At 68.2% G+C, this 14,429-nt stretch carries 12 protein-coding genes; 4 read left to right on the top strand and 8 right to left on the bottom strand.

All coding sequences use genetic code 11. The features are described from left to right. Window positions 1-242: 242 nt before the first annotated feature. From AC1DSF_RS22120 to AC1DSF_RS22135, 4 genes are read left to right on the top strand one after another with little or no spacing between them, the layout of a single operon-like run. Window positions 243-1,115, top strand: coding sequence for a Tll0287-like domain-containing protein (locus tag AC1DSF_RS22120; RefSeq protein WP_478127870.1), 873 nt, complete (start codon window positions 243-245; stop codon window positions 1,113-1,115). Window positions 1,116-1,128: 13 nt separating this feature from the next. Next, window positions 1,129-2,619 (top strand): serine/threonine-protein kinase, encoded by a 1,491-nt coding sequence (locus tag AC1DSF_RS22125; protein ID WP_478127869.1) that lies wholly within the window; start codon window positions 1,129-1,131, stop codon window positions 2,617-2,619. 18 nt (window positions 2,620-2,637) lie between these two features. After that, window positions 2,638-3,906, top strand: a complete 1,269-nt coding sequence (gene tagH / locus AC1DSF_RS22130) for a type VI secretion system-associated FHA domain protein TagH (protein ID WP_478127868.1) — start codon at window positions 2,638-2,640, stop codon at window positions 3,904-3,906. Then, on the top strand, window positions 3,888-4,628 hold the full coding sequence (locus tag AC1DSF_RS22135) for a PP2C family protein-serine/threonine phosphatase (RefSeq protein WP_478127867.1): 741 nt from the start codon (window positions 3,888-3,890) through the stop codon (window positions 4,626-4,628). Before tagH ends, AC1DSF_RS22135 begins: the two co-directional genes overlap by 19 nt. Here the strand turns inward: AC1DSF_RS22135 and tagF are convergent. From tagF to AC1DSF_RS22175, 8 genes are all read right to left on the bottom strand, one after another. After that, entirely contained in the window at window positions 4,592-5,179 is a 588-nt protein-coding gene (gene tagF / locus AC1DSF_RS22140) for a type VI secretion system-associated protein TagF (protein ID WP_478127866.1), read from the bottom strand. The two genes, AC1DSF_RS22135 and tagF, sit on opposite strands and share 37 nt — an antisense overlap. A 14-nt stretch (window positions 5,180-5,193) precedes the next feature. Further along, complete coding sequence (tssM, locus tag AC1DSF_RS22145) at window positions 5,194-8,493, bottom strand: type VI secretion system membrane subunit TssM (protein ID WP_478127865.1); 3,300 nt, start codon at window positions 8,491-8,493, stop codon at window positions 5,194-5,196. After that, window positions 8,490-9,587: a DotU/TssL family secretion system protein gene (locus AC1DSF_RS22150; RefSeq protein ID WP_478127864.1), complete on the bottom strand. Its 1,098-nt coding sequence runs from the start codon at window positions 9,585-9,587 to the stop codon at window positions 8,490-8,492. The genes tssM and AC1DSF_RS22150 overlap by 4 nt, the downstream gene beginning before the upstream one ends. Next, on the bottom strand, window positions 9,584-10,798 hold the full coding sequence (gene tssJ / locus AC1DSF_RS22155; protein WP_478183436.1) for a type VI secretion system lipoprotein TssJ: 1,215 nt from the start codon (window positions 10,796-10,798) through the stop codon (window positions 9,584-9,586). The genes AC1DSF_RS22150 and tssJ overlap by 4 nt, the downstream gene beginning before the upstream one ends. 139 nt (window positions 10,799-10,937) lie before the next feature. Next, window positions 10,938-11,600 carry an OmpA family protein gene (locus AC1DSF_RS22160; RefSeq protein WP_478183437.1) on the bottom strand — a complete coding sequence of 221 codons (663 nt, stop codon included), beginning with the start codon at window positions 11,598-11,600 and terminating at the stop codon, window positions 10,938-10,940. Between the two features lie 60 nt (window positions 11,601-11,660). After that, the gene (locus AC1DSF_RS22165) at window positions 11,661-12,383 is read right to left on the bottom strand and encodes a GIN domain-containing protein (RefSeq protein WP_478127861.1); all 723 of its coding nucleotides are present in this window, start codon (window positions 12,381-12,383) and stop codon (window positions 11,661-11,663) included. Window positions 12,384-12,421: 38 nt separating this feature from the next. Further along, window positions 12,422-12,844: a hypothetical protein gene (locus AC1DSF_RS22170; RefSeq protein WP_478127860.1), complete on the bottom strand. Its 423-nt coding sequence runs from the start codon at window positions 12,842-12,844 to the stop codon at window positions 12,422-12,424. Continuing rightward, a complete protein-coding gene (locus tag AC1DSF_RS22175) occupies window positions 12,828-14,405 on the bottom strand; it encodes a DUF4384 domain-containing protein (protein WP_478127859.1) in 1,578 nt (525 codons plus the stop codon). The genes AC1DSF_RS22170 and AC1DSF_RS22175 overlap by 17 nt, the downstream gene beginning before the upstream one ends. Window positions 14,406-14,429 lie beyond the last annotated feature (24 nt).

Consider the following 14,429-nt stretch of genomic DNA (forward strand, 5'->3'; position numbering starts at 1 on the left):
CGCCAAACGCGCGGCTGCCGCCGCCGCTGCCGCTGCCGCTGCCGCTGCTGGCTCGGCTTCGGCGGCACCCGCACCCGCACCCGCGTCCGCACCCGCAGCGGCGCTCAGGTTGACGCCGGCACCCGGACCCGCGCCGGCAGCCTCGGACACGAGCGCCGGGCGGGGCGGCGGCAAATCTCAGTGAACCGGACCCCGTCGTAGCGCAACTCAGCGACGAACGACAGCCAGGACTGGAGACTCCCATGCGCCTTCTATTCAAGTTCAACCTGATCTTCCTGGTGGTCTTCGTGGCCGGCGTCTTGGGCACCGGGAAGATTTCGTATGACCTGCTGCAAAGCAATGCCAAGCAGGAAGTGCTGAACCAGTCGCGCCTGACCATGGAAAAGGCGCTGGCGATTCGCGCCTACACCAACGACCAGATCCGGCCGTTGCTCGAAACGCAGATGAAGTACACCTTCCTGCCCCAGACCGTGCCCGCGTATTCGGCCACCGAAGTGCTGGCGACGCTGTCCAAGAGCTTTGCCGACTACACCTACAAGGAAGCGACCCTGAATCCGACCAATCCGCGCGATCGTGCGGTGGACTGGGAAGCCGACATCGTGAATCGCTTTCGGAGCCAGGCAGACCAGAAGGAGTTCGTCGGCGAGCGCGAATCGGGCACCGGGCGGACGCTCTACATTGCACGCCCGATCCGCATCACGAACGCCGCCTGCCTGGCATGCCACAGCACGGTCGAAGCCGCGCCGCACACGGTGATCGACAAGTACGGCCCGGCCAACGGCTTCGGCTGGCAGATGAACGAGGTGATCGGCGCGCAGGTCGTCTCGGTGCCCATGTCGGTGCCGCTGGCGCGCGCCGAGCAGACCTTCAAGGTCTTCATGGCTTCACTCATCGGCATCTTCGTGGCCATTGGCATCGTGCTGAACCTGATGCTCTACCTGCTCGTGATCCGGCCCGTGGTGGCGCTCTCGAAGGTGGCGAACCGCGTCAGCCTGGGCGAGCCCGACGTGCCGGAGTTCGACACCCGTGGCCGCGACGAGATCGGGACGCTGGCGCATTCGTTCACCCGTATGCGACGCAGCCTCGACCAGGCCATCAAGATGATCGACACCTGAAGCACGCATCCCTATGTCGACGCCCACGCATGTCGGTCCGTACCCCATTCGCGGGGTGATCGGCTCGGGCGCGATGGGCATCGTCTACCTCGCGCACGATCCGGGGATCGACCGCGAGGTGGCCGTGAAGACGATCCACCGCCGCCTGCTCGATTCAAGCGACGACATGAGCGTCGCGGCGCGCTTCCGGGTCGAAGCCAAGGCGGCCGGACGGCTGACTCACCGCAACATCGTGTCGATCTACCAGTTCGGCGAAGACGAGGACTTCGCCTATATCGTCATGGAGTACGTTGCCGGACGCAACCTGCGCGACTACCTGCAGGCGCCGCGCAAGCTCGACGTGCCGCAAGTGCTGTGCGTGATGACGCAACTGCTCGACGGCCTGCACTATGCGCATGAGCGCGGCATCGTGCACCGGGACATCAAGCCGGCGAATCTGCTGATTGCCGACGATGGCCGCCTCAAGATCACCGATTTTGGAATCGCGCGGACCGAAACGTCGAACCTGACCCGCGCCAGTTCGATCGTCGGCTCACCGGGCTACATCGCGCCCGAGCAATACACCGACCGGGAGATCGATCGCCGCGTCGATGTCTTCTCGGCGGGCGTGCTGCTCTACCGGATGCTGAGCGGGACCACGCCCTTCGTCGGCACGGACGACGCCATCATGTACAAGATCGTCTACGAGCCGCACAAGCCGCTCAGCGAGCTGACGAACAACCCCGCACACAAGCCATTCGATGCGGTGCTCGACCTGGCACTGGCGAAGGACCCGGCGCAGCGCTTTGCGACCGCGATGGCCATGCGAACGGCGCTGCATGCGCTCGCCACCGAGACGCTGCCTGAAGTGCTCCCGGCGCAGATCCTGATGTCGCCTCTTCTGGAGGACATCAGGGAGAGCCCGACGCTGCGGGACCGGCCGGAGGGTCCCGATGCGTATCCGCCCATCGTGCCAACGGTGCCCGACTCTGCGCGGGTTCCCCAAGCCGCCGCGAAGTCGCTGCCGGGTAGCAGCCCCCCTTCGATTCCCACGCCGACCGGATGGGACAGCGCCGCGCTGGCCGAGGTCGAACGCGAACTCGCCCAGCATGTGGGCGCAGTCGCGCGCGTGCTGGTGCGTCGCGCCGCGCGTGGGTTGTCCACGCTGGCGGAAGTGCGCCATGCCGTCGCGAGTGCCATCGTCGACATCGAAGCGCGAGAGCGCTTCCTCGCCAAGGCCGGCGCGCTGCCGACGCATGGTGCGGTCTCTTCAGGAGCCTCCGGCTCCCAAGCCCCGCAAACCCGCGGCACGATGCTCAATGGCTCTCCGATGCGTGAAGGCGACGTGGAAAAGGCAGCCGCCGCGCTGCTTTCCTCACTCGGGCCGATTGCGCGCGTCGTTGCCAAGCGCTGTGCGGCGACCTCGAACACGCGCGAGCAGTTCGTTGCCAGCGTGATGGAACAGCTCACGCCAACGATCGATGCCCGCCGTGTGCAGGCCGACCTGTGGCGCGCGCTGGGCTGAATGCGGACGGAGCCGCACTTGATCGCGCTGCACGTCATGCGCCGCCCCGGGACCAGCGAGCCCGACGCGACGGCGCTCGCGCTGCCGCCGCAGGGCCTCGTCATCGGCCGATCGCCCGATTGCGACCTCGTGCTGGCGGATCCGTTGCGAAGGGTGTCGCGCCAGCACGCGGAGGTGGCCATGCTCGGCCAGGACGCGCTCGTGCGCTGCATCAGCAGCACCACGCCTTTGTGGGTCAACGACGCGCAGCTCGCCCCGGGTGACCAGCGGGTCCTTGCCGTCGGCGACTGCCTGCGCATCGGCGCGTTCGAAGTGGCCGTCGAGTGCGTTGCGGCGCCGGAACCGCCGCGCGCGAGGCTGGATCGCTGGTTCGATCTGGACGGCGCGCACGATCCGCTTGCCGCTCAATCGCCTCTTCCCGCGCTGGCGCCGGGGCTTGCTCCCGCACTGGACCCGCCGGAAGAAGTGACACCGGCGAGCGCAAGCGCAAGCGCCGTGGTGTCGTGGAAGACCGACCTCCTGGTCGTGCGAACCGGCACGCCGATGGTCCACAGCGCTTCAGCCGAGCCGCCGGCGGCCGCTGCCGCGTCCGCGACCGGATCGATGACGCCGGAGTCTGTTCCATCGAGCTCGGCTGCGGCCGCGGAAGCCGGGTCGCCGGACCTGACCGAGCTTGCTGCCGCGTTCTGTCGTGGCGCCGAACTGACCGGCCCCCAGGTGCCGCCGTTGACGCCGGAGTTGATGGAGCACCTCGGCGCGCTGCTGCGCGCGACCGCCGAAGGAACGCTCGCCTTGCTGAAAAGCCGTTCGGTCGCCAAACGCCACATGCGCGCCGAAGGCACGGTGATCGCGCCGCGTCACAACAACCCGCTCAAGTTCTCGCCGGACGCCACCGAAGCGTTGACCCGAATGTTGCAGCGCGTACCGAGCCCCGGCTTTCTCGGCCCGGTGGCGGCATTGCGCGATGCGAACCGCGATCTCCTGGTGCACCAGGTCGCCATGGTCGCCGGCATGCGCGCCGCGGTGTTCGAGCTTTTCTCCCGCCTGGGCCCTGAAGCCGCCGAGAACGCGGAGGGGCCGCCGCGCGACATTCTTTCGCGTCTTCCCAAGCGTCGCGCGGCCGCCTTGTGGGAGCGCCATCGGCTGCAGCACGCCCATCTGCTCGAACACCTGGACGACGACTTCGAGGCCATCTTCGGGCGCGAATTCCTGCGTGCCTATGAAGCCCAGTCGCGCGGCGACGCCGACGCGCCACCACCGGAGTCGCCATGGCACAGCGTGCGTTGAACGTCTCGGTCGCTGCGCTGTCGCAAACGGGCCGGCGCGGGTGCAACGAAGACGCCTTCGGCTATTGGCAGGGCGCCGACTCCCTCATCGCTACGCTGTGCGACGGCGCAGGTGGCCACGGCGGCGGGCAGACGGCGTCGCGCGCGGCCGTGACGCATGTGCTCGAGGCCTTCGCCCTGCGCCCCGAAGTCAGCCCGGGCGCACTGAAACGGCTCGTTCAGGGCGCCAACGACGCGGTGCTCGCGCAGCAGGTTGCGGGCACCATGACAGCGGACATGCGCACCACCATCGTCGTGCTCCTGGTCGACCTGCGCAGCGGCGCCGCCATCTGGGCGCATGCCGGCGACTCGCGCCTGTACCGTTGGCACGATGCCCGGTTGCTCGGACGCACGCGCGATCAAAGCCTCGCGCAGAGCCTCTGGGATGCGGGATTGAACGCGAGCGATGCCGCCCCGGGCCAGCTGACTTCGGCACTCGGCTCGCGCGAAGGCTTCGATGTCGAGGTCCTGGAGACGCCGCAGGTGCTGGCGTCGCGCGATGCGCTCCTGCTGTGCAGCGATGGCCTCTGGTCGGTCTTCGACGATCTGGCGATGGAGCGCAGCCTCGATGGCTGCAGCGGCATCCAGGCGTGGCTCGACCGCCTCGAAGCGGGTGTGCGGCGAGCCGATCGCATCGACCAGGACAACTATTCGGCGCTCGCGATCTGGTGCGAGGCGGGTTGAAGGTCGAGCAGTTCAAGCAGGAGTGCGGGTTCCGGCGGCCAGGCTGATGGCCGTGCAACGGCATCATCTGCAGCGGTGAGCGGCCACCAGAGGCTGGCAGGCTCCGGAGGCCACTCCCGTGTGGGTCCGGATGCCTTCTCGGGACGCGGCGGCAAGACGGCGATCGCAGCCTCCAGCGCTTCCGGTCCTTCTGCGATGGCGTCAAGGAGCGACGCCAGCCGTGCGGCGCTTTCTTCGGATGAAGACGGCGCGTCGAGTCGTTCCACCAGCGTCATCGGAAACACGCGTCCGACCCGATCGCGTGACGCCGTGATGATGCCGCACCAGAATTCGCCGGGCATCGGATGCGCCAGGTATCGCCACGGCGCAAAGCTGCCCAGACGATCACGCAGCGTGGCGGCGTCGACGTGCGTGGCGGCGAGGGCGATACCAGCCTGCAGCCAGCCATCCCACTCATTGCGCCAACGCGCAGGGAGGCCACGGCCCACGAAGTCGCCGCGCGCGGGCAACTTTCCATACCAGGAGACGCGACGCGACAGCGATCTGGCCATGTTCTTCACCATGTTCACCACGAGGCCTGCGGGCAACGAAAACGTGCCAGCTCCCGGAGGGTCCAGATGTCGGAGCCGGGCGTTCCCGCCGCGCTTGCCTCGACTTCGAGCGCGCGCGTATCGACGACGAATGTCAGCCGCGCCGGCCCGCCGTGCTCGCCTTTCCAGTCGCCGCGCAGCAATACCCGGACCCAGGCGAACGGACCTTCGTGGACTTCGGCGGCAACCCCGCTTGGCCCGGGTGGCAGCACGCGCATCAGGACCTTTTGCGTCGAAGCCGGTCCCGGCCAGACCAATTCCTTGGCGCGTCGCGGGCCGTTCTCGAAGCGCAGGAGCTGGCCGTCGACGTCGATGCTGAACTGCAGCAGTTCGGCATCCATGCGCTGCGGCGTCAGGCGCAGCCTGAGTTCAGGCAGCGGCGCGCCTTGGGGAAAGAACAGGCTGCCGATTGCCGCTGCCCGCTCGAATGCATCCGAATTGTTCGCATTGGCGCCTGCGCCGCGCCCTTTCAACTCCTTCAATTGATTGCGCCGGAAGTCGTCGAACAGGCCACCCGGGCCGAACAGGCGTGCAAAGTCGGAGGGCGCCATGTCCCGTGTCGCCGTGGTGCTGAACGGAAAGCGCTCGCGCGTCAACGTGCTGCAGGCTTGCGAGAGTTCGATCAGCGCGGCGTCGAAGCTCTGCTTCGCACCGCCGCGCGAGCGGATCAGTGTCCCGAGATCCAGGTAGAGCCTTCGCAGAGCCGCCGGCGCTTCGGCCGCCTCGGTGCGCAAGAGCGCATCGAGCTTGGCACTTTCAGTCTGGCCGCGCCCGCCTGCGGCGAGGGCCTGGAGCCTGTCGAGCGCTTGCGGGCCCGGCCCTGCCGCGTAGTCGCCGAGAGAACCGAAGCGCGCCCGCAGTGCGGTGTCGAAGGCAATCTCGGCCGCGCTGTTGCCCTGCGAGGTGGCGCTGAAATCGTCCGCGAGCCTTGTCAGCAGGCGGCGCAGCGGTGAATCGGGTGCCGTGAGCTCGGACGCCTGTCGGGATGCGTCGATTGCATCGCTGTCGGGCGCCAACGCCAAGGCATCGAGTTGGCGCGACCATGTGGCGATCACCCGTTCGGCCTGGCGTCGGCCGACCTGGGTGGCGATTTCATCGCGCCATGCGCGGTCTTTCTGCAGGCGTCGTACATCGCCGCCGCTGTCGCCGAGCACCCAATCCGCTTCACTCGCGAGGTCGTCCATGGAGGATTCGAGGGCAGGCGCCAGATTGCGCCGCCAGTCGCTGGCGCTCGAATGCGCCGGCATCGTCCCGGCGCTCGAGGCCGCGAACAGAAGCGCGCTGGCCGCGCCAAGCCGCGTCGGCAGATCCTGGGGCGGTTCGGGATCGGGAACGTGTCGCAGCAAGTGCTCGTGGACCCGCTGCGCCACCGGGAGCGCCGCGAGGGCGCCGCGCGCGATGCGTACGCCGTCATCGTCGGGGCGCATCGCCTCGGGCAGCCCATTGCGTTCGAGCAAATTCTCGGCATGGCGCGCCACCTCGCCGTGCTCACCCGCGCCGCTGGCCTGTGCCAGCGTCTGTTCGACCCAGCCGCGCAACTCGCTGCGGACCAGGCGTGGCGGATTGGCGAGCATCAACGAAGTACGCAGCGCGTCGTAGCGGGTCGCGCCGTCCTCGGCCTGGCGCAGGTCGCGATGCAATCGTTCGACGAGCAGCGGCGCGAGGCTCCGGTCGAGCATCTCGCGGTAGACCTGTTCGGCCGAGCGCGCCAGCCGTGGTCCCTGAAAGAGCCCGAAGCCGAAGCCTGCAGGCGGTTGATCGGGATCGATGCCGTCGTTCGAGGCCAGATGCTCGAGCATCGAATAGAGCGGCAACACTTGCTCCAGACTTGCCGATTCCAGCGGGCCGATGCGCCGCGTCAACCGCTCGACGCGTGTGCGCACGGCTTCGATGTAGTCGAGGTTGCGCAGATAGCTCTGCCACCAAAGGCCGGACACGGCGAGCAGCGCGGCACCCGCCAGGGCCGCGCCGGCGATGCCGATGCGCCGACGCCATTGCAGCCGCTGCAAGCGCTGGCCTGCCAGCGGCGCTTCGACGATCACCAGGCGCTTGAGCAGCGCAGTCAGGAAGAACGATTTGCCGCCGGCATCCGGGCGTGGCAGCGGCTTCAGCGCGAGGCCGTGGCTGCGCGCGAGTTCGCCGATGACCCGGTCGATCGGGTTGCCCTCCTGCGTGCCACTCGTCAGTGCGATCGAGCGCAGGCGTTGCGCCGGTGCGGCGGCGATGTCGCCGAAGGCGTCACGCACGAATGCTTCGAGCGGCGCGAGCAGGGCCTTGAACTGCGCCGCGAACGCGTAGATCGGCAGGCGCCGCTGCGGCATGCGTTCCTGCTGCAGCAACGCGGGACTGCGCTGCGCCAGGCGGTGCCCGAGGTCGTCCAGGCGTGCTCCAAGGTCGGCCGGGATGCCCGCCACGTCGGCATCGAACACCAGTCCCCAGAGCTGCTCGCGTTGCGCGACGTCGAGATCACCGAAGGTTTCGACGAAGCCGGCAAGCAGGTCGGCCTTGGTGACCAGCAGGTAGATCGGAAAGGAGAGACCGAGCTCCCGGCGCAACTCTGCGAGGCGCGCCGCGACCGCCGCCGACTGGCGCGCGAGTTCCGCGCCGCCTTGCAGCAGGTCGGGCACGCTGACGCTGACGATCACGCCGTTGATCGGCTGCACGGGCCTGTGGCGCCGCAGGAGCGCGAGGAACTGCTGCCATTCGCCGGCGTCGGCCGTGGCGTCGCTGTCCTGCGTGGTGTAGCGCCCGGCGGTGTCGATGAAGACAGCGTCCTCGCTGAACCACCAGTCGCACTGGCGCGTGCCGCCGATGCCTGCGAGCGGGTCGCGTCCGAGCTTTTCTGCAAGCGGAAAGCGCAGGCCCGAATGCAGGAGCGCGGTGGTCTTGCCGCCGCCGGGCGCGCCGATGATCAGGTACCAGGGCAACTGCTGCACCTGTCGCCGACGCTGCCACCATCGATGTGCGCCTTGTGCGTCGACGCCTTGCCGCAACATCGCAAGCGCCTCGCGAAAACGCTGGCTCAGCTCGACGGTGGCATCGCCCGCTTCGAGGCTCTTCAGGAGCCTGTCGTTGCGCCGACGCGCCCACAATAAGCGCAGCCCATACAGGCCGGCCAATACGAGCGAGACCAGCACCAGCAAGGCCACGCGCGCGCGGATGCTGTCGAATGGCTGCCAGTTGCCAAAGGCCACCAGTGGTGCCGCAAACCACACCAGGACAGCCGCCGCGCCGAGGTTGACGGCGCGCTGGACGATGCGTGGCGAGACCGTCATTGCGGAAACAAAACGATCTCGACGCGCCGCAGCGGCGCGCCGGCCGTGGGATCGACACGCGCCTCGACGGCCAGCCGCTCACTGCCGAGTTGCGGCCGCAAGGCATCGGCCGCACCGCGGGCCCATTCCATCGCCTGATGCCAAGCCGAAGGCGTGCGCGCAGTCGGGGGATCGCTGCCGTCGGTATAGCCGACGACGAGCACCTTGCCCGGCACCTTCTTCAACGCTGCACCCACGCGCGTCAAGGCGCCAGTGGCGTCGCCGAGCGCATCGGCGCCGATCACCACCACGCTGCGCAGCGCTTCGTCGCGCACGGACAGCCGGCCTGCATCGATGTCTTCACGCAGGCTCGAGGCCAGCCGCGGAGGCACCGGCATTGCGCTCACGGCTGCTTGCATTCCGGGCGCCTGCGCCGGTACGAGCCGCTGCAAGGACGCCAGCACCCCGTCGACGCGCGCTGCAAGCTGCAGTTGGCTTGCGGTGTAGATGCCCATGGCCAGCACGCCCAGGAGCAGGACCGCAGGCAATGCGATGCGCGACGCACGCGGCGGGCTGGCCGCGGCGGGCGCGCAGTGCCACGGCGCCACCAACGCCGGGGTAGCAGACGCCTGCTCCAGCGCGAGATGCACGCGTGCGCGCAAGGTCTCGTGGTCGCGGCTGCCGGGCGACAGGCCCGCGCGCAGGCCGAGACTGAGGCAGGTATGGAAGAGTTCGAGCAGGGCGCGATGCTCGCGCGGCCTTTCCGCGAGCCGCGACAGCAGGCGCAAGAGCTTGCCGCTCCCGTCGGCCTCGCCATGGAAACGCTGCAGGAGTCCGGCGGCCCGCGTGCCCGAGGGCGTGGCGCCCAACTGTTCGTCCGCCCAGGCGCACAGCACATAGCTTGCCGCTGCGACGCTGGGCTCGTCGACTCCCGCAACGCGTGCGTTGGCTTCGAAATGGGCGACCGCGGCAGCGAGCGTTCGGCGCAGCTCGGCCGGGTCGACCGGCGCCGAGTCGCGCAAGCGCGACAGCAGGGCGACGAGCGGGAGCGCCTCCACGCGCAGTGCGCGAGCGGCACTCGGCTCGTCGACGGCTTGGGAATCCGTTCGCGTCATTTGGCCCATCCCAACTGCAGCCGGCGGGCCTGCGCGTCAAGGCGCGCGCGCGCCAGCGATCCACCGGGCAAGGGCAGGACCGCCCGCCACTGCGAACTCTCGATCTCGCGAAACGCACCGAACACCGCGACGGCACGTGCGTCGCCGCGCAGCTCGAGGTCCAGTTCCCGCGCCTCGCCGGGGCGCAGAAAGAGGCTCTGGCGCGCGAGCATGTTCGATCCGAGCGTGCCTTCGTCATCGTCATAGAGGCTGTCGAAGCTCGCCTTCTCGAATTCGCTCGCATCGCTCAGCACATAGACGCGCACCGCCAGCGAGGCCGATGCATCGCGCGCGTCGGTGTTCAGGCTGCGCTGGGCCTGCACGAGCAGCTGCAAACTGCGCTTCGGTCCGGCGAGTGTGGGCGCGGGGCCGGGGTTGAACATGAAGTTCACGACCATCGAGGTGTTGACCCATGGGATCTGGCGCTCCGCGGTATCGCGCAGCACCTTGATGCGCACGGTCTTCATCATTTCCTCGACGTCGACGCCCGGCGTGTGCATCTCGGTGGCGAGGTAGCGCGTGTAGATGCTGTTGCCGCCGACCGGACCGTCCTCGGCGACACGACCGGGCGCGGCGGAGAAGGCGATGAGCGCCCCCGGCGCCGCCATCTCGGCCAGCCCATTGGCGTTTCGCGAAGCGCCAGCACGCGACGCGAACGGGTCGTTGCGGCAAGCGTCGATGATGAAGATGCGCGCGCGCGCCCGCACCCGATCGACATGCGTGAGCAGTGCTTCCTGCAAGTCGATGGCTTCGTCGCGCACTTCAGCCTCGTCGCGCAAGGCGATGTCGACCGGCAGCAGGAAGTTGCGGCCCCCGATCTGCACGCCGTGGCCCGCGTAATAGAAGACCGAGGCGACTTGGTCGTCGTCCATGCGGCGCCCGAATTCGCGCAGCACACGCTTGAATTCGCGCGCGTTGAGATTGAGATATTCACCCACCTCGAAATTGAGGCCGCGCAGTGTCTGCGCGACCAGCCGCGCGTCATGCTCGGGATTGTTCAGTGGGAGTTCGGGGTAGCGCCCGTTGCCGATGACCAGCGCGATACGGCGTTGCCCCGGCGATTCGACCGCGGACCGCTGCGCTTGCGCCTGGGCCTGCGCAACGTCGGCCCGGCTCCACCACACAGGAATGAGACCGAAGCCAAGGCAGGAGAGCAGGCGACGGCGAATCATGGTGACGGCGCTGAGAATGAATGCTGCGGACTTGGGGGACTCCACTGGCGGTCGCACGCCATTCTCGGTTGAGCGCTGCGGCGGCACAAGGGGAGAGCGGGGAGGGCGGAGGGACCTGCGCCCGCTCGGCAAGGACTGCTCAGGCGCCCCGGAATTGCACGCGGCGGTTGATGGCGGCGTAGGGGTCGGTGTCCTGGAGCGGGCGGTCTTCGCCGTAGCCGACTGTCTTCAGGCGTGCGGCGTCGATGCCGTGGTGCACGAGATAGTCGCGCACGGCGCGGGCTCGGTTGCGCGACAACTCGAGGTTGTAGGCCGGATCGCCGGCGGCGTCGGTGTGGCCTTCGATGGTGACCTTGCTTCCGGGCGCCATCAGCTCGATGCCCTTGGCGAGCGCGTTCAGCTGGGTGCGCGCGGCCGGGAGAATCTCGGCGGAATCGAAGCCGAAGCGCACCGGCAATGAGAGCGCGGAGGCATTGGCGTTGGCGTCATTGCGCGCAACACGGGCGGTTTCCGAGGGACGCGCCGATGCGTTCACGCGAGAGCCCGCCGCCATTGCTGTGACCTTGGCCGGTGCTGCGGCGGGTGCTTGGGGGCGGGCTTGGGCTTGGGCTTGGGTTTGGGCTTGGGCTGCCGGCGGCTCGTCGAGCAAGCGGATCGACCGGTTCAGCACGTCCGCCACGTCCTGCGGAACCACAAGCTGGCCTTCGTGATAAATCATCACCTTCTCGGCCCTCGCGGCGGGGGCGATCATTGCAACGGCGGCGGCGAGGGCCAGTGCGAGAGTGCTGAGGTAGCGGATCATTTGAGGGCTCCTTGGGCGGTGGGGTTGATGCCCATGGGTTGCGCGTGCCGCTGGCCCGGTTCAATCTTTATCGACGCTGCCGATGCCGCTGATCGAGCGTGTCACCACGGGGTCGCCGTGATAGCGCACGTGGCCTACACCGCCGATGCGCACCGCCAGCGCATTGCGCGCGGCGAGCTGCGCTTCGCCGTTGCCGTCGATGGCGACCTCCGCACGCTCGCTGGCGAGCTTGGGCGCCGAATAGCTGCCGATGCCGGTGATGGCAACCTGCTGCGCCGCCACCTTGCCGCCGCCGACCGCGACATCCCCGGCTCCGGTGATCCGCACGTCGAGATTGCGCGCGTCTTCCAGGCGGTCGACACGGATGGAGCCGCCGCCTGCAAGCACCAGCGCGAGCGTGTCGCTGTGCAGCGGTCCGATGGTGATGGCGCTGATCGCGCGCGAATCGATGGCTCGCAGCTTCTGGACGCCGAGCTTCATCCGAATGGGCTGCTGCGTCTCGACCTTGCCGGGTGCAAGGCCGATGATGAGTCGCCGGCCATGCACCTCGGTCGTGATCTTGCTCAGCACCGCAGGTTCGGCCTCCAGGGTCAGTGATTCGCGCGGTCCCTGTTCGACGTTGATTTCGGCCGACACGGTGGACACCACTTCGTCGAAGCCGGCGACGTTGCGCGGTTCCGTCGCGGCCCGTGCGGGTGTGAACGGCGCAGCTGAAAGCAGCGCGGCGCAGGCTGCAGCGCGGATCCAGGAGGGACTCGGAAACACTTGTTCGAACCAGTTCATGGCGAACTCCGGAGGGTGGCGAAGGGGCGAAGGCGCTCTCAGCGCGGCAGCGCGAGGCTGGGCGGGGGCGGGGCAGGGCGGGCCAGGCAAGTGGTGCCGCCGAGATCGGCAGTGACGATCAAGGACCCGCCACGGCGGTCGGTCGCCACCATGCGTGCACCTTGCCGTGCATCGGCGCCGAGGGTGACCGGCCCCTCTTCGAACAGCAGCCGGCCGTTCTGCCAGCAGCGCAGTTGGTAGGTGGCCGGTGCGCGCCCGCTGGGTGAAGGCTGTAGGGGCTGCGCAGGTGGGCCCTGGACTGCGACGCGGTCGTCAGCGCCGATGGCAGCCACGCCTGCGGTGGCGCCGCGGGGCAACTGGAGCAGGCCGGTCACGGCAGCAAGCGCCACCAGGGAGACCACTGCCAAGCGGGCGCCGCGCCGCTTCAGGCCATCGGGAATGAGATCACTTGGCTTGGACACGGAAGTTCTCCTGGGCGAGCATGCCGCCGCTGGCTTTGTCGAAGGCGGCGCGGATCATCTCGAGCGTCACGCCGGGCAAGGGTTCGAAGTCGATGCCGACCAACGATTGCGGCAGCGAAGCCATCACATCGCTCGGCGTTGCGAAGCAGGTCACGGTCTCGGGCACGCCCTTCGTGTTCATCGAGAGCTGGAAGCGCATCGCGCCGGGCAGCGTGATCGGCTTGGCCGCTGCAACGCGGGAGTCCTGCGTGAATCGGTTGGGGAAGAAGCGCACCACCTTCGCGTCCTCGTCGCGGAGGTAGCAGTAGACATGCGCATCCTGCGAAGGCGCAAGGGAGAGGTTGATCGACTCCCCGCGGGCAAACCGCGTCTGCTGGTTGGGGGCCGAGACTGCCAGCTTCAGTGGCGTTGCCGAAGGGCCGGGAGCCGCCGCTGTGGGCGATCCAGCCGACGTGGCGAGCGAGCCGGGCGGAACGTAGCGTGCCGGTTGCGCCGGTCGCTTGATCTTGCTGTGGTCCGCAGCGAGGAAGGCGCTGAAGAACTTCTCGTCGAGCAATGCCGCGCGGCTGAGGCCGAGCTGCTCGCGATAGTTGGAAATCGCCTCGTCCATCGCAGGATTGAATTCGCCGTCGATCGGTCCGTCGTAGAACCCGCGCTGGCGCAGCTGGTTCTGGAAGTAGGCAATCAGCTCGACGCGCGTCGAGGCCATCGCGCTGTACCAATCGAGCATCTCCAGGCGCGTCTCTTCATTCGCTTTCGGATCGGAAACGCCCAGGCAGGTCCAGTAGGGGGTCTTCGTCAGCTTGCCGATGAGCTCCACCACCGCGAGTTCAACCAGCCCGCGCAGCGCCTGCGACTGGCCTTCGGAGCGGGCAAGGTTCATGCTGTAGTTGATGCCGAACTTGTGATATGCGGCATCGCCGTCGATACCCTTGCCCTGCTTCATGATCACCACGGAGTTGCGTGACGTGACGCCCGGCAGCACGCCCATGTCGCTGGTTGTCAGCACGCTCAGGTCGAGCCCCAGCATGCTGGTGGATGCGTCGTTTGCGCTACCCAGGTTGAGGTAAGGAAAGAAGCCGAAGCCGAGGTCCTTCTGGTTCTTGATCAGGTTCTCGTCGAACTGCGACACGGACCCCTTGATGTCGTAGCGCGGAATCGCCTGGTAGACCGCCGTGGTCTGCGCCGCCGACAGGAAGCTGACGACGTTCAGCGTGTCCTTGCCGAAGGCCACCAGGCGCACCGCACGGCTGCGGCGCGACATGTCCGACACCGCCGAAATCAGCATGTCGCGCGTTCCGGCGTTGAGCTTCTTCGTTTCGTCGTTGATCTCTTCGGTCAGCATCGTCACGTCATGCACGCCGTAGTCGAGCATCAGCGTGTCCATGCAGCGCAGCGCCGGCGAAAAGCCCGTGATCGAGCGCTGTGGGCGTTGCTCGGGGCCGACGCGGATCTCTGCGGTCTGTTCGATGGTGGGCTGCTTGACCTCCAGCGTCTGGCAGCCCGCGAGTGCTGCAAGTGCGGTGAGCGCCAGGAAGCGCGCGATGCGGGGCGGTTTCATGACATCTCCGTGGGGTGGATTTCA

It is taken from the genome of Variovorax sp. 01N429 (genome assembly GCF_056399425.1).